This window comes from Streptomyces sp. P3 (assembly GCF_003032475.1).
Lineage (GTDB): Bacteria > Actinomycetota > Actinomycetes > Streptomycetales > Streptomycetaceae > Streptomyces.
This window is the reverse complement of sequence record NZ_CP028369.1, coordinates 5,342,125-5,362,435: the sequence shown is the minus strand read 5'-3', so window position 1 is coordinate 5,362,435 and position 20,311 is coordinate 5,342,125. Positions and strand designations below refer to the sequence as shown.

The 20,311-nt window shown below is 73.3% G+C and carries 20 protein-coding genes; 2 read left to right on the top strand and 18 right to left on the bottom strand.

The features are described 5' to 3' along the window. The 18 genes from hypE to C6376_RS24105 all read right to left on the bottom strand — a co-directional run bounded on the left by hypE (nucleotide 1) and on the right by C6376_RS24105 (nucleotide 18,214). Nucleotides 1-1,077 carry a hydrogenase expression/formation protein HypE gene (gene hypE / locus C6376_RS24190; protein ID WP_107445357.1) on the bottom strand — a complete coding sequence of 359 codons (1,077 nt, stop codon included), beginning with the start codon at nucleotides 1,075-1,077 and terminating at the stop codon, nucleotides 1-3. After that, a complete protein-coding gene (gene hypD / locus C6376_RS24185) occupies nucleotides 1,070-2,197 on the bottom strand; it encodes a hydrogenase formation protein HypD (protein WP_107445356.1) in 1,128 nt (375 codons plus the stop codon). The genes hypE and hypD overlap by 8 nt, the downstream gene beginning before the upstream one ends. Continuing rightward, nucleotides 2,194-2,496, bottom strand: coding sequence for a HypC/HybG/HupF family hydrogenase formation chaperone (locus C6376_RS24180; protein ID WP_079041406.1), 303 nt, complete (start codon nucleotides 2,494-2,496; stop codon nucleotides 2,194-2,196). The genes hypD and C6376_RS24180 overlap by 4 nt, the downstream gene beginning before the upstream one ends. Next, entirely contained in the window at nucleotides 2,450-4,921 is a 2,472-nt protein-coding gene (hypF, locus tag C6376_RS24175; RefSeq protein WP_107445355.1) for a carbamoyltransferase HypF, read from the bottom strand. The genes C6376_RS24180 and hypF overlap by 47 nt, the downstream gene beginning before the upstream one ends. After that, nucleotides 4,918-5,715 carry a hydrogenase nickel incorporation protein HypB gene (hypB, locus tag C6376_RS24170; RefSeq protein WP_107445354.1) on the bottom strand — a complete coding sequence of 266 codons (798 nt, stop codon included), beginning with the start codon at nucleotides 5,713-5,715 and terminating at the stop codon, nucleotides 4,918-4,920. Before hypB ends, hypF begins: the two co-directional genes overlap by 4 nt. A gap of 3 nt (nucleotides 5,716-5,718) precedes the next feature. Then, on the bottom strand, nucleotides 5,719-6,114 hold the full coding sequence (locus C6376_RS24165) for a hydrogenase maturation nickel metallochaperone HypA (protein WP_107445353.1): 396 nt from the start codon (nucleotides 6,112-6,114) through the stop codon (nucleotides 5,719-5,721). Nucleotides 6,115-6,372: 258 nt separating this feature from the next. Further along, a complete protein-coding gene (locus tag C6376_RS24160) occupies nucleotides 6,373-6,915 on the bottom strand; it encodes a hydrogenase maturation protease (protein WP_107445352.1) in 543 nt (180 codons plus the stop codon). Next, complete coding sequence (locus C6376_RS24155) at nucleotides 6,912-8,372, bottom strand: hypothetical protein (protein WP_107445351.1); 1,461 nt, start codon at nucleotides 8,370-8,372, stop codon at nucleotides 6,912-6,914. The genes C6376_RS24160 and C6376_RS24155 overlap by 4 nt, the downstream gene beginning before the upstream one ends. After that, nucleotides 8,369-9,064 (bottom strand): DUF6084 family protein, encoded by a 696-nt coding sequence (locus C6376_RS24150; RefSeq protein WP_107445350.1) that lies wholly within the window; start codon nucleotides 9,062-9,064, stop codon nucleotides 8,369-8,371. Before C6376_RS24150 ends, C6376_RS24155 begins: the two co-directional genes overlap by 4 nt. Then, nucleotides 9,061-9,723, bottom strand: a complete 663-nt coding sequence (locus tag C6376_RS24145; protein ID WP_107445349.1) for a DUF5947 family protein — start codon at nucleotides 9,721-9,723, stop codon at nucleotides 9,061-9,063. The genes C6376_RS24150 and C6376_RS24145 overlap by 4 nt, the downstream gene beginning before the upstream one ends. After that, a complete protein-coding gene (locus tag C6376_RS24140; protein ID WP_107445348.1) occupies nucleotides 9,720-10,253 on the bottom strand; it encodes a hypothetical protein in 534 nt (177 codons plus the stop codon). The genes C6376_RS24145 and C6376_RS24140 overlap by 4 nt, the downstream gene beginning before the upstream one ends. Beyond that, nucleotides 10,250-12,034 (bottom strand): nickel-dependent hydrogenase large subunit, encoded by a 1,785-nt coding sequence (locus C6376_RS24135; protein WP_107445347.1) that lies wholly within the window; start codon nucleotides 12,032-12,034, stop codon nucleotides 10,250-10,252. The genes C6376_RS24140 and C6376_RS24135 overlap by 4 nt, the downstream gene beginning before the upstream one ends. A gap of 85 nt (nucleotides 12,035-12,119) precedes the next feature. Then, a complete protein-coding gene (locus C6376_RS24130; protein ID WP_107445346.1) occupies nucleotides 12,120-13,208 on the bottom strand; it encodes a hydrogenase expression protein HypE in 1,089 nt (362 codons plus the stop codon). Between the two features lie 63 nt (nucleotides 13,209-13,271). After that, the gene (locus C6376_RS24125) at nucleotides 13,272-15,053 is read right to left on the bottom strand and encodes an enoyl-CoA hydratase-related protein (RefSeq protein ID WP_107445345.1); all 1,782 of its coding nucleotides are present in this window, start codon (nucleotides 15,051-15,053) and stop codon (nucleotides 13,272-13,274) included. A gap of 183 nt (nucleotides 15,054-15,236) precedes the next feature. Beyond that, nucleotides 15,237-15,494, bottom strand: a complete 258-nt coding sequence (locus C6376_RS24120; RefSeq protein ID WP_107445344.1) for a hypothetical protein — start codon at nucleotides 15,492-15,494, stop codon at nucleotides 15,237-15,239. Continuing rightward, nucleotides 15,481-15,795: a DUF6400 family protein gene (locus tag C6376_RS24115; protein ID WP_107445343.1), complete on the bottom strand. Its 315-nt coding sequence runs from the start codon at nucleotides 15,793-15,795 to the stop codon at nucleotides 15,481-15,483. The genes C6376_RS24120 and C6376_RS24115 overlap by 14 nt, the downstream gene beginning before the upstream one ends. A gap of 131 nt (nucleotides 15,796-15,926) precedes the next feature. After that, nucleotides 15,927-17,396 carry a cell wall metabolism sensor histidine kinase WalK gene (locus tag C6376_RS24110; protein WP_254076400.1) on the bottom strand — a complete coding sequence of 490 codons (1,470 nt, stop codon included), beginning with the start codon at nucleotides 17,394-17,396 and terminating at the stop codon, nucleotides 15,927-15,929. A 68-nt stretch (nucleotides 17,397-17,464) separates the two neighbouring features. After that, nucleotides 17,465-18,214: a response regulator transcription factor gene (locus C6376_RS24105; RefSeq protein WP_107445341.1), complete on the bottom strand. Its 750-nt coding sequence runs from the start codon at nucleotides 18,212-18,214 to the stop codon at nucleotides 17,465-17,467. A gap of 256 nt (nucleotides 18,215-18,470) precedes the next feature. Between C6376_RS24105 and C6376_RS24100 the strand changes: the two genes are divergently transcribed. Continuing rightward, nucleotides 18,471-19,823 (top strand): ferric reductase-like transmembrane domain-containing protein, encoded by a 1,353-nt coding sequence (locus C6376_RS24100; RefSeq protein WP_107449148.1) that lies wholly within the window; start codon nucleotides 18,471-18,473, stop codon nucleotides 19,821-19,823. Between the two features lie 7 nt (nucleotides 19,824-19,830). Continuing rightward, complete coding sequence (locus tag C6376_RS24095) at nucleotides 19,831-20,307, top strand: FMN-binding protein (protein ID WP_107445340.1); 477 nt, start codon at nucleotides 19,831-19,833, stop codon at nucleotides 20,305-20,307. Nucleotides 20,308-20,311: the final 4 nt, after the last annotated feature.

The following is a 20,311-nucleotide window of genomic DNA, read 5'->3' as shown; positions in this document are numbered from 1 at the left end:
TCAGCAGATGCGCGGCAACTGCTCCCCGATCGGCAGATCGACGACGCGCGTCCCCCCGAGGCCGGTCCGGGTGACCACCATGCCGGGATGCTCCTCGACGGCCTCACCGATGATCACGGAATCCGTGCCCAGCGGATGGGCCCGCATCGCCTCGAGCACGGAGTCGGCGTGCTCGCGCGGCACGAAGGCCACCAGCTTGCCCTCGTTGGCGATGTACAGGGGATCCAGTCCGAGAACGGCGCAGGCGTTGGCCACCTCGGGCGGGACCGGGACGTCGCGTTCCCGGACGACCACCCCGGCGCCGGAGGCTCCCGCGATCTCGTTGAGCGTGGCCGCGAGGCCACCCCGGGTGGGATCGCGCAGGACGTGCAGATCCGGGGTGACGGCGAGCATGGCGTCGACCAGGCCGCCGAGTGCCGCGCAGTCGCTCTTGATCTCCACGCCGAACTCCAGGCCCTCGCGCACGCTCATGATCGCCACCCCGTGGAGACCGATGGCACCGCTGACGATCACGACATCGCCGGGGACGACCCGCTGCGGACGCAGGTCGACGCCCGCGGGGACCAGACCGACGCCCGCCGTGTTGATGAAGATCCCGTCGCCGTGGCCCGCCTCCACGACCTTGGTGTCCCCGGTGGCCACCTGCACACCGGCGGTGCGCGCGGCCGCGCCCAGCGCCTCGGACACCCGCGTGACCACGTCCAGCTCGACGCCCTCCTCCAGGATGAATCCGCAGGAGAGGTAGGCGGCGCGAGCGCCGCTCATGGCGAGGTCGTTGACGGTGCCGTTGACGGCCAGGTCGCCGATGCTGCCGCCGGGGAAGAACAACGGCCGCACCACGTAGGAGTCGGTGGAGAACGCCAGCCGGACGCCGCCCAGGGAGAGGACCGCGGCATCCCCCATCTGGGCGAGCACCTCGCCTCCGTAGGCGGGCGCGAAGATCTGCTGGACCAGTTCGGCGGAAAGGGCTCCGCCGCCGCCGTGGCCCATCACGACACGCGGCCGGTCCCGCACGGGCGCCGGACAGGTCCACGCCTCGATGTCCAGGGCGGCGGGGGCAGCGGTGGTGTCAGACAACGGGGGTCGCCTCCCTGGTCTTGCCGGCGGGCATGTCGAGCCGCCGGTAGAGGTAGTACGCGGCGCAGGCGCCCTCGCTGGAGACCATCGTGGCCCCCAGGGGGGTGCGCGGGGTGCACACGGTGCCGAAGGCCTCGCACTCGTGCGGCTTGAGCAGTCCCTGCAGGACCTCCCCGCTGCGGCACGCGGCGGGTTCCTCGGTCCGGATGCCGTCGACCGGGAAGCGGTACTCGGCGTCGTGGTCGCGGTACTTCGACGACAGCCGCCAGCCACTGCCGGGGATCACCCCGATGCCGCGCCAGGCACGGTCGGTGACCTCGAAGACGTCCTCGAGCATGGCGCGGGCGGCCGGGTTGCCTTCCGGGCGCACGGCCCGCGCGTAGGCGTTGTCGACGGTGTGCTCACCGCGTTCCAGCTGGCGGACGGCGCGGCGCACGCCTTCGAGGATGTCCAGCGGCTCGAAGCCGGTCACGACGATCGGCACCCGGAAGCGCTCCGCCAGTCCCGAGTACTCCCCCATCCCCATCACGCTGCAGACGTGCCCCGCCGCGAGGAAGCCCTGCACCCGGCAGCTCGGCGACGACATGATCGCCTCGATGGCCGGTGGCACGCGGACATGGGACACCAGCATGCTGAAGTTGGCGATGCCCAGCTTCCGCGCCTGATGGACCGTCATGGCGTTGGGGGGCGCCGTCGTCTCGAAGCCGATGCCGAAGAACACGACCTGGCGGTCGGGGTTCTGCCGGGCGACGCGCAGCGCGTCGAGCGGCGAGTAGACGACGCGTACGTCACCGCCCTCGCCCCGGACCTGGAACAGGTCCCGTCCCGTGCCGGGCACCCGCAGCATGTCGCCGAAGGAGCAGAAGATCACCTCCGGCCGGGAGGCGATCTCCAGGGCCTTGTCGATGACCTCCAGCGGGGTCACGCACACCGGGCACCCCGGCCCGTGGATCAACTCGAGCTCCTTCGGCAGGAGTTGGTCGATCCCGTGCCGGATGATGCTGTGCGTCTGTCCCCCGCACACCTCCATCAGGGCCCACGGCCCGGTCACCGTGGCGTGGATGTCGTCGAGGAGCCGGCGCGCCAGCTCGGGGTCCTGGAACTCGTCGATGTACTTCACTTCCGCACCTCTTCCACGGCGTCCTCGCCCGCCTCCATCGCCGCCGACTCCCAGGGATCGCCGAACTCCTCCTGCAGCAGGCCCAGTTCGGCGAAGAGTTCGAGCGTCTGGCGCGCCGACTCCTCGTCCAGGCGTTGCAGGGCGAACCCGACGTGGACGATGGCGTACTCGCCGACGCGCAGGTCGGGCAGGTACTCCAGGCACACCTCCTTGACCACGCCGCCGAAGTCGACGGTGGCCATCCGGGTGCCGTCACGTTCCTCGATGTCCAGCACTTTGCCGGGTACCGCCAAACACATGGGCCTCTCCTCGCTGTGGGTCGCGCGTCGGTCGGTCGGTGGGACGGGAAGCGGCCCGGGCGGCCACCATCAGCTGGCCCAGCGCCAGGCCGCCGTCGCCCGGCGGTACCAGGCGGTGCCGCAGGACGGTGAAGCCGTCCTCGCGCAGGACGGCGGCACAGGCCGAGGAGAGCAGCGTGTTGGCGAACACGCCGCCCGTCAGGGCCACCGTGTCCAGCCCCTGCCGCTCCCTCGCCCGCACGCAGACCCGGTGCACCAGGGCGGTCACCGCCCGGTGGAAACGGGCCGCGACGGCGCCCGGCGTGACGCCCGCGCGCAGGTCGTCGACGATCGCCGCCAGCACGGGGGCCGGGTCGGCCCGCAGGGCGCCGCCGTGGTCGTCCTCCGGCTCGTGCAGGGCGAAGGCGTACGCGGTGGTGTCCTCGACGGGGGCGTGCACAGCCGCCCCCTCCAGCTCGACGGCGGCCTGCGCCTCGTACCCGGCCCGGTGGCACACCCCGGCGAGTGAGGACACCGCATCGAAGAGCCGGCCCATGCTGGACGTGGGGACGCAGTTCAGTCCGCGCTCCAACTGCCTTCGGAGAAGCGGGAGTTCGTCGGGCGGGCAGGCCGCCGTGCAGGCGAGATCCGCGGACCAGCCGATACCGGCCGCCCGCAGATGCGCCAGCGCCATGCGGTACGGGCGACGCACCGCGGCGTCGCCGCCGGGCAGCGGGACGTACGCGAGGTGCGCGAACCGGCTGAAGCCGTCGTAGTCGGCGAGCAGGAACTCCCCGCCCCACACGGCGCCGTCGTCACCGTGGCCCGTGCCGTCGAAGGCGACGCCGATCACCTCCCGGGCGCCGTCCAGCCCGTGCTCGGCCATGGCGGCGGCGATGTGCGCGTGATGGTGCTGGACGCGTACGACCGGCCGGTGCGCCGCGTTCCGCTCGGCCCACCGGGCGGACCGGTAGCCCGGATGCCGGTCGGACGCCAGGGTCTCGGGCCGCACGCCCGTGATGCCCTGCAACTGCGCCACCGCGCGGCCGAAGGCCCGTTGGGTGGCGAGGTCGTCCATGTCGCCGACGTGGGCCGACAGCCAGGCCCGACGGCCCGCGCCCAGGCAGAACGCGTTCTTCAGGTCTCCGCCGACGGCGAGGGCCGGCGGCACGGCCAGCGGGAGGGGCACCGGCAGCGGCGCGTACCCCCGGGAGCGGCGGATCACCAGCGGCTCCCCGTCGCAGACGCGGACCACGGAGTCGTCGCACGGGACGTGGATCGGCCGGTCGTGCGTGAGCCAGCCGTCGGCCAGGTGCGCGAGCCGTTCCAGCGCCTCGGCGTCGTCGGTGACGATCGGCTCACCGGACACGTTGCCGCTGGTCATGACGAGCAGCCGGGGGCCGTCCGGATCTCCGGGGAGGCCGAGCAGCAGATGGTGCAGGGGTGTGTACGGCAGCATCACGCCCAGGTCGGGGCTGCCGGGCGCGACGGCCTCGGCGGGACGCGGAGCCGCGTCGGCGGACGACGGCCGCGGGAGCCGCCTCATCAGGACGACCGGCCTGGCCGGGCCTTCGAGAAGGCCGCGCTCCTCGGGGCCGATCCGGACGAGGTGACGGACGTCGTCCGCCGCCCTGGCCATGACGGCGAACGGCTTGTCGCCGCGCGCCTTCCGGCGTCGCAGGAGGTCCACCGCCGTCCGGTTCGTGGCGTCGCAGGCCAGGTGGTATCCGCCCAGGCCCTTCACGGCGAGGATCGCGCCCCCCGCCAGCAGGGTGCGCGCCGCGGTGACCGGGTCCGCGCCCTCCTCGCTCCCGGGCTCCGGCTGCCCGCCGAGAACCAGCCGCAGACGCGGCCCGCACGCCGGACAGGCGACCGGCTGCGCGTGGAAACGGCGGTCGGCGGGGTCCGCGTACTCCCGGGCGCAGTCGGCGCACATCGCGAAGCCGGCCATGGTGGTGTGGGAGCGGTCGTAGGGCACGCCGGTGACGATCGTGAAGCGCGGGCCGCAGTGGGTGCAGTTGACGAAGGGGTGGCGGTACCGCCGGTCCGCCGGGTCGGCCAACTCGGCGAGGCAGTCGGCGCAGGTGGCGGAGTCCGGGGAGACCAGCGTGCGGGCCGGCCCGTCGGTGCGGGAGGCGAGGATGGTGAAGGCGGTGTCGCCGGCGGGGGGCACGTCCCGGTGGCGCACGGACTCGACGCGGGCCAGCGGGGGCGCCTGGGCGGCGATCCGGTCGCAGAACCGGGCCACGGCCGAGGCGGCGCCCTCGACCTCCACGACGACGCCCTCCGGGGTGTTGGTCACGTGTCCGGCCAGGGCGAGTCCGGTGGCGAGGCCGTACACGTAGGGCCGGAAACCCACGCCCTGCACCACTCCCCGTACGGTGACCCTGCGTCGTAGCAACGTGTCCTCGACGACGACGGCGGCCCGGGCCTGCGGACCGCTCACGGGTGGGAGTGGGCCATGGTGCCGCCGGCATCCGGGGCCGCGTGGGAGTGGCCGTCGTGCGGGTGGGTGTGGCCGTGGTCGGCATGAGTGTGGCCGTCGTGCTGCGGCGGCCGGGCCATCACGGGCGTGTGCACCGGTTCCCCGTCCGCGGCCGCCGTCGCACGGTCGAGCAGCGCGCCGATCCCCTGCCCCCGCCGTGCCGAGGTCAGGATCACCTCTACTCCCGGGTTGACCCGTTCCACGTTCGCGCGGAAGGCGATCTCGTCGAACTCGACGGCCTGCGCGATGTCGGTCTTGGTGAGCACGACCAGGTGGGCGAGGCCGAAGGCGGTGGGGTACTTGAGGGGCTTGTCCTCGCCCTCCGTCACGCTGGCGAGCGTGACCCTCAGGGTCTCCCCCAGGTCGTAGGAGGCCGGGCAGACCAGGTTGCCGACGTTCTCCACGAACAGCAGCCGGGTGTCGTCGGGCAGCCATCCGTCCAGGTGAGCGGCGAGCATCCCCGCCTCCAGATGGCACAGTCCGTCGGTGAGCACCTGCTTCACGGGGACGCCCGAACGCGCGAGGCGGACCGCGTCGTTCTCGGTGGCGAGATCGGCGCTCAGCGCCGCGACGGGAACGGACCGCTCCCGTGCCCGCAGCAGCTCCTGCTCCAGCAGCGCGGTCTTGCCGCTGCCCGGACTGGACAGCAGGTTGACGACGGCCGTGCCGCGGGCGGCGAGGCGGGCGCGCAGTGCGTCGGCGCTCGCGTCGTTCTTCGCGAGTACGGCCTGCCGCAGGTCGACGACACGGCACATGGTTCAGCGCTCCTCGGAGATCGGTTCGCGGGGGGACGCGTGCGGCGGGCCGTCCTCCCAGCGCACGTCGACGATCTGCAGCTCCCGGCCGGCGAGCAGCTCGGTGTGCGTCGCGCCGCACGCGGGGCAGGTCAGCCGGGGTGGCATGCCGACGGCCCATTCGTGCGCGCAGGGCGTGCAGCGGGCCCGCCCGGGCACCGCTTCGGTGATCAGTTCGGCGCCTTCCAGCAGCGTTCCGGCGCAGGCCAGCTCGAAGGAGAAGGCGAGGGCGTCCGGTACGACGCCGGCCAGTTCACCCACCCGGAGCCGTACGGACCGCACCGCCGTGACGCCTGCGGACCGGCCGGCGGCCTCGGCCACCTGGTCGACGACGGCCAGCGCGACGGACATCTCGTGCATGGGGTTCCGTCCTTCCGCAGGCTGCCTCCGCCGGGCTTCATTAGAGGCGCGCCCGGCCGGGTCGCACGGCCCGGCACGCCGTCACGGCCGCGCGGGTACGCCGTTCGACGCAACCGCGCGGCGCACCCGGGGGCGCCTACGGTCACATCCGTCGGATCCGCAGGTAGCGCCTGATGTCGGGGAACACCTCGGCGAATACGGCGACCGCGGCGGCCAGGGCCGCTCCGCCGATGACGATCTTCTTCATCCCGTCTCTCCTCATGTCGATGCCTGCGCGGTAGGGGTCTGCGCCGCGGACGGCTCGCTGTTCCGCAGCAGTTCCTCGATCAGCCCGACGGCCCGCGGCACGGCGTCGGACACCGATGTGCTCAGGCCGATGCCCTCTTCCAGCGAGGCCGGTTCGCAGCCGACGACCAGGACGCGGCGCGGCGGCTGTGTGCCGGTCGCGGCGCAGAGGGTGGCCAGCAGCGCCAGGACGGTGTCGGGGGTCATCCGGTGGCCGTCCATCGCGGCGGCGGGCGGCGAAGGGGGCCCGTCGACCTCGTGCTCGATGACGTACAGGGTGCCCGGGGCGCCGCCGCGGGACGTGGCGTCCAGGAGGACGAGGGTGTCGTAGCCGTCCAGCAGCCGGTAGGCGAGGTGCACCCCCCGTACGCCGATGTCCACGACCTCGGTGGGGCCGGGCAGGCCGCGTTCGGCGAGCCGGCGGGCGGTCTCGACGCCGAAGCCGTCGTCGCCGAGGAAGACGTTGCCGATGCCGGCGACGAGGGTCCTCGGTTCCGGCGGTGCGGAGGGCTTCATCCGTCCTCCTGCAGCGGGGTGACCTCGTCGGGCTGGAAGTACAGGAACCGTCCCTGCTCGCGCCGGATGTCGGCGCCCGGGTCGCCCTCCACCGTGACCGCCAGGTGCACCCCGCCGTCGACGTCGTGCAGGACCGCCTCGACGGTCGCGGTGCGGCCCTGGAGGAAGATGTCCTGCGCGTCGGTGCGCCGCAGGCCCGGTCGCAGCGCGACGCGGCAGCCCTTGCCCACCGGCCGGCCGTCGACGAGCACCTGGTCCCTCGCGGGGTCGAAGCCGGCCTCGCTCGCGGGGTCCCACCAGGGGGTGTCGGGGCGCTCCACCCCGTACTCGTCGGGGAAGCCCGCGTGCGGGACGGCGGAGTCCGCGGTGGCTGGATCCGGCGCGGCGGCGCCCGGGCCGGTCACCTCGCGCAGACTGCGTACCGCGCCGTGCAGCCGCTCCAGGACCTCGGCAGGCATCGAGTCCGCCAGCTCGATCACCGCGGCCGCCCGCTCGTCGGTTCCCCGGGCCTCGCGTTTCTCCTCGTCGGTGAGGGCCGCGGTGCGCAGCGCGAGGATCTCGTCGATCTCGGTGGCGTCGTAGAGCGCGCCGGGGCTCTCCGGGGCGATGGCCGGATGGTCCTCCAGGATGATCGGCGAGGACAGCACGAGGTCGGTGCGGCCGGGTTCGCCGGCGAGCACGGGCCAGGTGTGCAGGTTGCGGCAGGCGGCGACCGCGCTCTTGGCCCACTCGGGGGGATCGGTCATCGACAGGAACGATCCGGCGCTGAGCGCCATGAGGAGGTGGGTGGCCACCAGGGAGTGCGGCAGCGCCGCGTCCCGGCCGGCGCCGCGGCTCCCGGAGGGCGTCCAGTCGCTGGTGTTCTCGACGACGGCGGTCAGCCGCAGCGTGCGGTAGGGGCCGTCGAGTTCGCGGGCGGACAGCCGGACCGTCCCGCTGATCTCCTCGCACCGCCGGACCAGCCGGCCCACGGTGCGGCCGGCCGGGTCCAGGACCGGTTCGGCGTCCTCGCGGGCGGGGCGGCGGAAGCGGTGCGTGACGCCGTCCCCGAGGAGTTCGTCCACCGACGCGACCACCTCGACCCGCTCCTCGCTCCCCTCGTCCCAGGGCACCAGCACCCGGTCCTCGAGGCGGAGTTCGGGCACCGTGTCGAAGCCGCCGTCCGGGCGGGTCCGCTGCACCGTGCGCCGTCGGGCGTGCAGGAAGCGCACCTCGACCGAGAGGGTCGCGCCCGCCTTCGGCTCCATCAGGCATTCGGTGTGCTGGAAGTCGTGCTCCTCGCACTCCGCACCCCAGCCGGGCGGCACCAGCACCCCGAACTGCCAGCGCAGCCGGTTCTTGGCGGCGGAGGCCCGGTACGGGTAGAGCACATAGCCCTCGAAGAGGACGGCGTCGGCCACCTGCCGGGCGAGGGCGAACCGTTCCTCGGTCTCGGGCGCGAAGGCGGTCACGGTCACGGATCCGTCCTTCCGGTGCTGCCGGTGAGCGCGTGGAACGGGTGGGCGGCGGGCGGGGCGAGGGCGCCGCCGGCGTCGTCGAGCAGGGCCTCGAGGGTCGCCTCCCAGGACGTCAGGGCGCGCCGGGAGCGGTAGGCGAGCAGGGCGTCCATGGTGTCGCGGGGCAGCCGGATCCAGCCGCAGCCGGGGAAGTGCTGCTCGACCATCTCCCGCCAGGTGGCGACCGGCATCCGGAAGGCCGCTTCCCGGTCCCATGGCACCGGCTCGACCTGGAATCCGCCGTCCCCGGTGAAGGCCGTGCCGGAGAACAGCATCAGCAGCGGGACCTCGCCGTCGGTGAGGGCGGTGAGGTAGCGGGTCGCGGCGACGTCCATGTCGTACGTGCAGGGCACCACGAGGTCGGTCTCGATCTCTCCGGTGAAACTCGGGACCATGAGGGCGACCTGGGCGAACTGCACCGGCTGGAGCGTGCTGCCCCAGCGGGAGCGCTCGCCGAAGAGGTCGGACAGTCCGTCCGCCTCGGCCGCCCCGTAGGCCCGGCGGGCGGGTTCGATGCGGAGCTGGCAGCGCAGCGCGAGGGCGTGCACGCGTGCGCCGGCCGCGGCGGTGACCCGCAGCCGGAAGACCAGGGTCGGTCCCGCGGCGTAACGGTCGGCGCGCACTCCTGTGCAGGCGAAGGAGAACTCCGTCACGGCCGCACCGCCTTGCGCGGCGGGCGCTCCGCCTCGTCCACGGGCCGGGCGCGGCGCGCGACGTCCGCGAAGAACGCGTCCAGAGCGGCGCGGGCCTCGGCACCGCCGTCGAAGCCCTGCCACAACAGGCGCATGCGGCCGACGAGTTCGTAGCAGACGTCGATGGGGACGAGGTGGCACGCGCAGCCGCCGTCGGTGCGGCGCAGCAGCAGCGCCTCCACATCGGGTTCGAGCAGTGCGGCGAGGCGGCTGCCGCCGAGGACGTCCGTCCAGGTGGCGGGGTCGAGTTCGCTCTCGGTGGCGCCGGCCGGGCTCGGGTAGAGGGCGACCAGCCGGTCGAGTGCCGCGTTGCGGAAGAGGAAGGCGACGCCGACCGGGATCTGCAGGGCGTCCCACGCACTGTCGTCGAGGTGGTGCGCGGGGTCGGCGAGGTAGCGGTCCGGGACCGTGCGGAAGCGGCCCGCGGCGGCCCCCGGCTGCTCCATCAGCAGCCCGCAGGGGGCGCAGGCGCAGACGAGGGCGCGCTTCTCGGTGTCGACCAGGTGGCGGTGGTCCGCCGGGACCGTCACGGCGCACAGCTCGCAGCGTTCGGGCCGCGGAGCACGTTCGGTGACGAACCTCCGCAGGCCGGGCGTGCGCGTCGCCGGGGACGCCGTCATCGGGCGCCCGTCGGGGCGGTGCCGATCTGCAGGAGCGTGGGCCCCGCGGGCGCGGTCGTCACGTCGACGGCCCTGACCTCCGGCGCGAAGCAGGCGAGGGCGGCCTCCGCGGCCTGCCGGGCGTCTGCTCCGGAGTCGCATCCGCAGCCGCCGGGCTCCCGGGCCCGCAGCGACAGGGTGCCGCTGCCCTCGTCGAAGTCCACGACCTCCAGGGCGTGTTCGCGGACGCTGTCGAGAGCCCGGGCGATGCGGGCGTCGCGGTCCTCGGGGTGCAGGTCGTGCAGGACGAGCAGGCTCGCGACCAGCTCGTCGCCGAGCAGCCGCGCCGCCGGGCCGTCCGGGGCGGCGGACAGCAGATGGAGAATGCGGGCGAGTCCGGCGCCGTAGAAGTCCATGAGGGACCGCACGAGTTCCTCCGCGGCCGCGGCGGCGGCCGGGTCGCCGCTCGCGGTCAGCCGCTCCAGCACCTCCTCGACCCGGCGTCCGGTCCGCTCCGCGTTCACCGGCGCCGTCGCCGTCGCCGCGCTCATCCGCCCAGTCCGCTCAGGCCGGTGGGAACGTGCATCGACTTCACCGTCTTGCCGCCGCCCACGTACATGTGGACGCCGCAGGGCAGGCAGGGGTCGAAGCTGCGGACGGCGCGCATGATGTCGATGCCCTTGAAGTTCTCCGGGGAGTTCTCCTCGAAGATGGGCGTGTTCTGCACGGCGTCCTCGTACGGGCCCGGGGTGCCGAAGGAGTCCCTGGTGCTGGCGTTCCAGGGGGTGGGCGGGTACGGGTGGTAGTTGGCGATCTTGCCGTCGCGGATCACCATGTGGTGGGACAGGACGCCCCGGACGGCCTCGGTGAAGCCGACGCCGATGCCCTCGTCGGGGACCTCGAACTTCTCCCAGGTCTGGGTGCGTCCGGCGCGGACCTCCTCGAGGCCCTTCTCCGCGAAGTGCAGGGCGACGGCGGCCGCGTAGGCCTGGAAGTAGGTGCGCGCGCGGTTGCGCTCCAGCGCGTTGGACCACTGCGGGATCTTCCACTCGAAGGTGGTCTCCGGCTTGGTCATGGTGCGGGGCAGGTTGATGACCACGCTGTGGCCGGTGGCCTTGACGTACCCGATGTCGACGAGTCCGGACAGCGCGGTCGACCACAGGCGGGCGATGGGGCCGCCGCCGGTGTCCAGCGCGAGGTGGTCCTTGCCGTCGAACCAGCGCGGCGACATGACCCAGCTGTACTTGTCGTCGAAGTCGCGCTTCTGCGGGGCGGGGATGGTGTGCTGGTTCCACGGGTGGCGCGGGTCCACCGGGTTGCCGAGCGGGTCACGGGTGACGAACTGCTCCTGGCCCTGCCAGTCCTCGTAGTAGGAGCTGCCCAGCAGGATGCGGATGCCGAGGTTGATCTCGGTGAGGTCGTTGGTGACGAGTTTGCCGTCGACGACGACGCCCGGGGTGACGAACATCTTCCGTCCCCAGTCCGTCATGTTGGCGTAGGTGAAGTCGCAGTGCTCGGGGTCGTTGAGCGCGCCCCAGCAGCCGAGCAGGACGCGCCGGCGGCCGACTTCCTCGTAACCGGGCAGCGCCTCGTAGAAGAAGTCGAACAGGTCGTCGTGCAGGGGCACGACGCGCTTCATGAACTCCACGTAGCGCATCAGACGGCTGAGGTAGTCCGTGAAGAGCTGCACGGAGGCGATGGTGCCGACGCCGCCCGGGTAGAGCGTGGAGGGGTGCACATGGCGGCCCTCCATCAGGCAGAACATCTCGCGCGTGTAGCGGCTGACCTGGAGGGCCTCGCGGTAGAACTCGCCCTCCAGGGGGTTGAGCGAGCGCATGATGTCGGCGATCGTGCGGTAGCCGTGCTCGGCCGCGTGCGGGGCCTCGGTGCGCTCGGCGAGTTCGAGGACGCCGGGGTTGGTCTCCTTGACCATCTTCTCGCAGTAGTCGACCCCGACCAGGTTCTCCTGGAAGATGTTGTGGTCGAACATGTACTCCGCGGACTCGCCGAGGTTGATGATCCACTCGGCGAGGTGCGGGGGCTTCACGCCGTACGCCATGTTCTGCGCGTACACCGAGCAGGTGGCGTGGTTGTCCCCGCAGATCCCGCAGATGCGGCTGGTGATGAAGTGGGCGTCGCGGGGGTCCTTGCCGCGCATGAAGACGCTGTAGCCACGGAAGACCGACGAGGTGCTGTAGCACTCCGCGACCCGTTTCTGCTTGAAGTCGATCTTCGTGTGGATGCCCAGGCTGCCCACGATCCGGGTGATCGGGTCCCAGGCCATCTCCACCAGGCCGGTGCCGTCGCCGGCCGCCTTCGTCTTCGGTGCCATCTGTGTGCCGTGCCCTTCGTTGCGCGGGAGGTACGGGATGTGTGGGGGTGCACGAAGCGGGGAGCGGACTACCTGCGGCCGCCGCTCACCACGGGGGTCGGTATCCGGTGGTGATCCGGTCGCCGGTGCGGCGCCACTTGGGCTCCTTGTCCACGGTCCGGGCGGTGATCGACCGCAGTGTGCGGACGACGGCGCCGTACGCGCCGCTGGCGCCGCTCGACACCTTGGCGCCGGGCGGCTCGTCCATGAACGGCATGAACTTGTCGGGGAATCCCGGCATCGTGCAGGCGATACAGATGCCGCCCACGTTGGGGCAGCCGCCGATCCCGTTCATCCAGCCCCGCTTGGGCACGTTGCACTTGACGACCGGACCCCAGCAGCCGAGCTTGACCAGGCACGTCGGGGAGTCGTACGACAGCGCGAACTGGCCCTGCTCGTAGTAGCCCGCGCGGTCGCAGCCCTCGTGCACGGTGGCCCCGAACAGCCAGGTGGGACGCAGCTTGACGTCCAGCGGGATCATCGGGGCGGAGCCGGCCGCCTGGTAGAGCAGGTAGGTGAGCGTCTCGGAGAAGTTGTCGGGCTGGACCGGACAGCCCGGGACGCACACGATGGGGATGCCCGCGTGGGACTTCCAGTCCCAGCCGAGGTAGTCCGGCACGCCCATGGCGCCGGTCGGGTTGCCCGCCATGGCGTGGATGCCGCCGTAGGTGGCGCAGGTGCCGATGGCCACGACCGCCAGGGCCTTCGGGGCGAGCCGGTCGATCCACTCGCTGGTGGTGATCGGCTGGCCGGTCTCCGGGTTGTCGCCGAAGCCGCACCAGTAGCCCTCGGGCTTGATCGCCTCGTTGGGGATGGAGCCCTCGACGACCAGGACGAACGGGTCGATCTCGCCCCGCTCCCCCTTGAAGAACCATTCGATGAACGTGTCCGAGCCGCCGATCGGGCCGCACTCGAAGTCGATGAGCGGCCAGTGGACGGCGATCTTCGGGAGACCCGGCAGCACACCGAGCACGATCTCCTCGATGCTGGGCTGCATGGCGGCCGTCAGCGCGACCGAGTCACCGTCGCAGCTCAGCCCCGCGTTGATCCAGAGAATGTGGATCGTGGGTGTCTCGTCGGCGGGCGCGCCGTCCGCGTCCGCAGCGCCGACCGTGCCCGGCGTCGCCTCAGTCATGGGATCGCCTCCTGGGGAGGTAAGGGATGAAGGCCCGCATTTCGGCCGTCGTCTTTCTTCGTATCAGCCGTTCGGCCGTGACGTGACGCCGGCGTGGGCCGTTCCGGTGACAGCGGCGGCAGTGGGGACGGGAGCGGGCCGCGCAACCGCGGCGGAAGCCAGATGCGCCGGGGTGCGGTCCGGCCGCTGCTTGTGGACGAAGGAGCGGCGCAGGGCGTGGTAGGAGGCGTCCGGGTCGTCGAAGGTGCGGCGCATCCGGGCCAGCTCCCGTTCACGGAAGCCGGCCAGCGGGGTGGCGGCCTCCAGCCGGTCCAGCGCGGCCTTCTTCGCGGTGATCCGTGCCGCCGTCGCCGGGAGCGCCGCCAGGCGTGCCGCAAGGATGCCGGCCTCCCGCGCGAACGCGTCCGGGGCGCAGTCGACCACGCGGTCGGCCAGCCCGAGGCGCAGTGCGCTCGCCGAGCTCACCGGCAGGGCCTCCTCCATGAGCCGGTCGGCCGACGCGGGACCCACCCGGCGCGGAAGCGTGTACGTCCAGTACTCCGACCCGTACAGGCCCATCAGACGGTAGTGGGGGTTCAGCACGGCGCCCGAGCGGCACCACAGCTCGTCGGCGGCGAGCGCCAGCATCACCCCGCCGGCGGCGGCGTTGCCCGCGACCGCCGCGACCACCAGCCGGTCCGTCGTCGTCAGGACCGCCTCTACCAGGTCGTCGATGGCGTTGATGTTCGACCAGGACTCGGCCGCGGGGTCGGTCGCCGCCTCGATGACGTTGAGGTGGATCCCGTTGGAGAAGAAGTCCCGTTCGCCGCCCAGCACCAGCACGGACGTGGGCCGCGCGCACGCTTCCCGGTAGGCGTCCAGCAGACGCCTGCACTGCTCGGTGCTCATGGCTCCGCCGGGGAACGAGAACGACAGGAAGCCGACGTTCCCCTCCTCCCGGTAGCGGATGTCGGCCCAGGTGCCGGGGTCCGCGTCGGGCAGCCGGGGCAAGGGGCGCTCGGGCAGCGGCGGCAGCCGGTCGCCCAGGGCCTGTACGGCCGGCAGTCTGAACGTGGGGGGCTGCCCGGGCCCGCGCCGGGGCCGCAGTTCGGGGATCCACACGGCGCCGTCCACGGTGGCCCGGCAGACCGCTCCGGCCCGGGTGGCCAGCAGTTCGCCCGGGCGGCCGCGCAGTACGTTCTCGGGGTGGCCGCCGTGCAGGTACCACTCGCCGCCGAGCAGCGTGTCCAGCACGCCGGGCTGGGAGTCCGCCGCTCTGAGCCTGCGCAGGACGTCCCCGGTGGAGTCGGCGGCCCAGTCGATCCGCCGGACGCCCTGGTCGAGGTACGGACGCGTGCCCGGGCCGGCGTTCGCCGTGCCGGACGCGGGTTGCCTCAGGGGTGTGTACGTTCCGTCGGCGAAGCGCTCCACCGCGATCATGAGGGCCTTCAGCGCGGCGTCGGCGATCTCGCCCCGGTACAGCTCGCTCTTGGGCACCGGCGGGACCTTGCACGGCACGCAGGCCCACACGTCACCGGCGTCCATCTCCCGGTCGGCCTGAAGGACGGTGACACCCCACCGGTCGACGCCCGCGTGGATCGCCCAGTCCAGGGAGGAGGGTCCGCGGTCGCCCACGGGCCCCGGATGGACGACGAGGCAGGTGTACGCCGTCCAGACCTCCTGCGGAATCGCCGTCCTCAGCATCGGCGCGACGACGAGCTCGGGTGCGTGCCGCCGCACGGCTTCCGGCAACGGGCTCCCGGGCAGCGCCAGTTCCACCGCCACGCTGTGGCCACGGTCGCGCAGTTCGGCGTGGGCGCGCTGGGTGAGGCTGTTGAACGCGCTGGCAAGGAGCAGGATGTGCACAGCTGCCTCCGGGCGGGAGAACGGCAGGCAGGATGTCCGCCGACCGCGATCCTCGGCCAGGGCGGGGCCCCGTCCCCGGCGACAGACGGTGAGGTCACCCGAAAGTCGGCAGCGATCCGCCGTCCGGCCTCGCCGTCCCCGGCCGGTGGGCGCACCGCCGGTCAGGGCGGCCGCCGTGCGCGGTCACCGTCGTCGCAGACCGCTGGTGATGCGCTCCCACGGGGAGCGGGTGGCGCCGAAGTGGGTCTCGTGCGTCCAGATGTGGGTGCAGGACCTGCACTGCAGGTGGAGCAGGCTGCCGACGTGGGAGAGCAGGTAGCGCCAGTGCTCGGAGCAGGTGCGCCCCTGCTCGCAGCTGGCGCAGCCACGACGGTCGTCGCAGTTCGGGCAGGGCACCCAGGCGCGACGGCCGATGTCGGCCTGCGGGTCAAGCGGCAGCATGGCCGCCCCCTCTGCGCGGGAGGACGCCGGCCGAGACCAGCTCGTCGTACACCCGCTGCTGTTCCGCGCTGAGGCCCGAGTAGAGCAGGTCGTACGCCGCTTCCTCGCCGCGCAGTGCGGCGAGCGGGTCCCAGGCGGGGCCGAGGGCGTCCATGACGTGAGCGCGGCGGAGCATTTCGTGGGAGCTCAGGTCGATGTCCAGGGCGACCGGGGCGGACGCGCCGGGCCGGTCCGCGGCAGGCCCGCGCGTCTCGGCGGGTTCGTCGGGTTCGGCGGGGAGGGCGACGCCATCGGAGGACATGCGACCGAACGTAGGTAAGCGGTCCGCGCCCCGGCAAGAGCAGGTGGGAGAAGTCACAGCAGACCGGCCCGGCCGGACTCGCGGCCGCCACCGGGGCCGCGAGGGTCGTCGGCGGGGGCGCCGGGGTCCGGTCACCCGTGGCCGGCGGGGAGGCGGACGGTGAAGGTGGTCGAGCCGGGGACGCTCTCGAGCGCGACGCCGCCTCCGTGGGCCTCGGCCACCGCCGCGACGATCGACAGGCCGAGGCCGGTGCCCGTGCCGCCGTCCACGCCCCCGGCGCGGCGGCGCTCCCCGTGGGTGAAGCGCTCGAAAACCCCTGGCCGGACGTCCGCGGGTACGCCCGGGCCGTCGTCGTGCACCCTGAGCACCGCCGTGTCGTCCTCGGTCTCCAGCGACACGGTGATCGTGGTGCCGTCGGGGGTGTGCAGGCGAGCGTTGGCCAGCAGGTTGCCCAGCATCTGATGGAGCCGGTGGGCGTCGCCCGGCACCGTCACCGGCTCCTCGGACAGCTCGAGCGTCCAGCGATGTCCGGGGCCCGCGGCCTGCGCGTCCGTCACCGCGTCCAGGACCAGGCGGGTCAGGTCGACGGGCAGCCGTTCCAGGGGCCGGCCGGCGTCCAGGCGGGCCAGCAGCAACAGGTCGTCGACCATCTCGCCCATGCGGGCGGATTCGGCCTCGATGCGTTCCAGGGCCCGCACCACCTTGTAGGGCACCGGGCCGGGGTGCAGCAGCGCCAGCTCCGCATGCCCGCGGATCGACGCCACGGGCGTGCGCAGCTCGTGGCTGGCGTCCGCGGCGAAACGGCGCAGCCGCTCCTCGCTCGCGTGCCGCTTGGTCAGCGCGTCCTCGACATGGCCGAGCATCGTGTTGAAGGCCTCGGCGACCCGCCCGACCTCGCCGCGCGGATCGGCCTCGGGCGCACGCGGCCAGAGCTCCACCTCGCCGCTGGACAGCGGCAGCCTGCTGACCTTCGTGGCGGTGGCGGCCACCCTGCTGAGGGGCCGGAGCGACCAGCGCACCCACAGCGCTCCCGCGAGGCCCGCCACGGCGAGCGCGGCGCCGAAGACGATCGCGGCGACCAGTTCCAGCCGGTGGACGGCGGCCTCGACGGGCTCCGTCGGCAGCCCGGTGACCAGGACGTCCCCGTCCCTGCCCCGGACCGCTGCAACGCGGTAGTCGTCCAGGGCCGTCAGGTCGACGGTGTGGCCCCGGCCGTCGGCCGGCACCGCGGCGAGCGTTCGCCGGTCCGCCGCCGAGAGCGGAACGGTGCGGGCGCCCGCGCCCGTGGAGCCCACCACCGCGGCGTTCGTGACCGTGTCGCCGACCAGCCGGGCTCCGAAGGTCCCGACGGTCTGCCGGCGGGTGTCGCCGTCGCCCTCCTCGTCGCCGTCGTGGTCCGAGGGCCGGGTCCCGCCGTGCTCCAGGCTCGCCGGGAACCGTGCGCCCGTCTCGCGCAGCTGCTGGTCCAGGCGGCCGGTGAGGAAGCCGTTCAGCTCCACCACCGCCGCCAGCCCGACCGCCGCGCAGCTGACCGCGAGCAGCACGACGAGGCCGACGGTGAGCCGTGCCCGCAGCGTGTGCGGCCTGGGCAGACGGGACAGCGACCGCCTCGCCCCGCTCCGGAGCGGACGCCCCGCGAGCCGTCCTTCGCGCCACCGGCCGGGCGTCGTCACCGGACGACCGGCTTGAGGACGTATCCGGCGCCACGCACCGTGTGGATCATGGGTGCGCGGCCGGCGTCCACCTTCTTGCGCAGGTAGGAGATGTAGAGCTCGACGACATGGGCCTGCCCGCCGAAGTCGTAGGACCACACGCGGTCGAGGATCTGTGTCTTGCTCAGGACGCGTCGCGGGTTGCGCATGAGGAAGCGCAGCAGTTCGAACTCGGTCGGGGACAGTTCGACGCGCTCGCCGCCGCGGCTCACCTCCCGGGCGTCCTCGTCCATCTCCAGGTCGCCGACGGTCAGCCGCGGGCCCTCCGCCGACTGCCGGGCCATGCCGGCCCGCCGCAGCAGTCCGCGCAGACGGGCGACCACCTCCTCCAGGCTGAACGGTTTCGTCACGTAGTCGTCGCCGCCCGCCGTGATGCCCGCGATGCGGTCCTCCACCGCGTCCCGCGCGGTCAGGAAGAGCACGCACACGTCGGGGCGTACGGCCCGCAGCGAGCGCAGCACGGCGAAGCCGTCGGTGTCCGGGAGCATGACGTCGAGGACGATGGCGTCGGGCAGCAGCTCGCGCGCGCGGGCGACGGCCGAAGCGCCGTCGCCCGCCGTGCGTACCTCCCAGCCGTCGTAGCGCAGGGCGCCGGAGAGCACCTCGGCGAGGTCGGGGTCGTCGTCGACGACGAGGACCCGGAGCGGCGCGCCGTCGGCCCGGGTCAGCGCGGGGCGGCCGGAGCCACGGGGGCGGGAAGTGTTCATCTCACGTACCAGGATGCGGTCTCGCGGTGTCGTGAGCCGCTCTCCCGACCTCTGAGTTTCCTCTGAGTTCGCTCTGGTCCCGCTCTGAGTCCGCCGCGCTTCCCGTCGGCGCCGATCGCCCGTGCAGCCCCTCCCACCTGCGGTGGAGACCTTCCCGTGGCCGCGGCGCTGAGAGCGGGCTCAGAGGTTGGGTCGGCACAGTGTCGTCCCGGACGGCCGAGGAGACGGGTCGCAGGGCCGGCGAAGGGACATGCGGATGACGACGGCGTACGCGCGACGAAGGGTGGCCCCCGCGCCGCCGGCTCCACGGCGTTCCGCCGCCGGCCCGGTGCTCGCCGTCCTGTGGGCCGGGGCCGCCGCCGTGGTCGCCCTGTGGTGGCACGACACGGGGGCGGTCGTCGGCGCGGCGGGCTGGTTGACGGGGGCCGGGCGGATCGCGGGCCTGCTGTGCGGATACGCCTGCGCCGTGCTGGTCGCTCTGATGGCCCGTGTGCCGCTGCTGGAACAGCGGATCGGGACGGACCGGGTGACCCGCTGGCACGCGATGGCGGGCCGCTACACGATCTGTCTGCTGGCGGCGCACGTCGTGCTGGTCCTTCTCGGGTACTCGGTCCAGGACGGTTCCTCGCTCGTGCACGAGACGCTCACGGTGGTCCTGGACTACCCGGAGATGCTCAAGGCCACCGCAGGGACGCTCGTGCTGTTCGCGGTCGGGATCGTCTCGGCCCGCGCGGTGCGCCACCGGGTCGGCCACGAGTTCTGGTACTACGTACACCTGCTGACGTACGCGGCGGTCTTCCTCGCCTTCGGTCACCAGCTCGCCCTGGGGTCCGACCTGGTCGGCAGCCGTCCCGCGCAGGCCGCCTGGTACGCGCTGTACCTGGGCGCCGCCGCCCTGGTGGTGTGGTTCCGCGTCCTGGCCCCGGTGCGGCTGAACCTGCGGCACCGGCTGCGGGTCGACTCGGTGCACAGGGAGGCGCCGGGCGTGTACTCCGTCGTCGTACGCGGCCGACGGCTGGACGAGATGGGCGCGCGGCCGGGGCAGTTCCTGCGCTGGCGGTTCCTGACCGAGGGCATGCGCTGGACGTCCACGCCGTACTCCCTGTCGGCGCCGCCACGCCCGGACCTGCTGCGCATCACCATCAAGGCGCTCGGCGACCACAGCGCCGCCGTGCCGCTGCTGCGGCCGGGCACCCGGGTGTGGGCGGAGGGGCCGTACGGGGCGCTGACCGCGGACCGGCGGCGCGCGCACAAGTCCCTGCTGATCGCGGGCGGCGTCGGCGTCACCCCGCTGCGGGCCCTGTTCGAGACGCTGCCCGCAGACGTCACCCTCCTCTACCGCGCGCGCTCGGCCGAGGATCTCGCCCTGGCCGGCGAACTGGAGACGGTCGCCCGCCGGCGCGGTGCGACCGTGCTCTACGCGCTCAACGGCCCGGACGGCGGGCGCCCCGACCTCACCACCCGCTCGCTGTGCGCGGCCGTGCCCGACCTGGCCGCCCACGATGTGTACCTGTGCGGCCCGCACGGCTTCGCGCAGGACCTGTACGGGGCCCTGCGCGCCGCCGGGGTCCCGGACAACCGTATCCACCACGAGTCCTTCGAGCTGTGAGGCCGTCTTGCACACGTTGAGGAAGAACCGTCCGCTGCGCCGCATCGTGCTGGCGGGCGCCGCGACCGTCTCCGGGATGGTGCTGCTGCTGTCGCTCAAGCCGCACACGGCACCGGGCGTCGCCGCGCTGGCGTCGCCCGCACCGGCCGCCGGTTCCGGCGCGCCGAGCGGGACGGCCGGGTCGGGCGGATCCGCCGCCGCGGGGACCCGGACCCTCACCGGTGACTCCGTCCAGACCCGCTGGGGGCCCGTGCAGGTGCGCATCACGCTGACGGACGGCAGGCTCACCGACGTCACGGCGGTCGCCTGGCCGCAGGACAACCCCCGGGACCAGCAGATCAACAGCTATGCCGTGCCCCAGCTGACCAGAGAGGCGCTCGCCGCCCAGAGCGCCGACATCGACACCGTCTCCGGAGCCACCTACACCAGTGACGGCTACCGCCGGTCCCTCCAGTCGGCCCTGGACTCGGCGAGCCGGTCCTGATCCG

Excerpts from the sequence above, each read along its gene's own strand:
- C6376_RS24180 (WP_079041406.1), bottom strand. The coding sequence starts at position 2,496 with ATGTGTTTGGCGGTACCCGGCAAAGTGCTGGACATCGAGGAACGTGAC.
- hypB (WP_107445354.1), bottom strand. The coding sequence starts at position 5,715 with ATGTGCCGTGTCGTCGACCTGCGGCAGGCCGTACTCGCGAAGAACGAC.
- C6376_RS24165 (WP_107445353.1), bottom strand. The coding sequence starts at position 6,114 with ATGCACGAGATGTCCGTCGCGCTGGCCGTCGTCGACCAGGTGGCCGAG.
- C6376_RS24160 (WP_107445352.1), bottom strand. The coding sequence starts at position 6,915 with ATGAAGCCCTCCGCACCGCCGGAACCGAGGACCCTCGTCGCCGGCATC.
- C6376_RS24145 (WP_107445349.1), bottom strand. The coding sequence starts at position 9,723 with ATGACGGCGTCCCCGGCGACGCGCACGCCCGGCCTGCGGAGGTTCGTC.
- C6376_RS24140 (WP_107445348.1), bottom strand. The coding sequence starts at position 10,253 with ATGAGCGCGGCGACGGCGACGGCGCCGGTGAACGCGGAGCGGACCGGA.
- C6376_RS24135 (WP_107445347.1), bottom strand. The coding sequence starts at position 12,034 with ATGGCACCGAAGACGAAGGCGGCCGGCGACGGCACCGGCCTGGTGGAG.
- C6376_RS24130 (WP_107445346.1), bottom strand. The coding sequence starts at position 13,208 with ATGACTGAGGCGACGCCGGGCACGGTCGGCGCTGCGGACGCGGACGGC.
- C6376_RS24120 (WP_107445344.1), bottom strand. The coding sequence starts at position 15,494 with ATGCTGCCGCTTGACCCGCAGGCCGACATCGGCCGTCGCGCCTGGGTG.
- C6376_RS24115 (WP_107445343.1), bottom strand. The coding sequence starts at position 15,795 with ATGTCCTCCGATGGCGTCGCCCTCCCCGCCGAACCCGACGAACCCGCC.
- C6376_RS24105 (WP_107445341.1), bottom strand. The coding sequence starts at position 18,214 with ATGAACACTTCCCGCCCCCGTGGCTCCGGCCGCCCCGCGCTGACCCGG.
- C6376_RS24100 (WP_107449148.1), top strand. The coding sequence starts at position 18,471 with ATGACGACGGCGTACGCGCGACGAAGGGTGGCCCCCGCGCCGCCGGCT.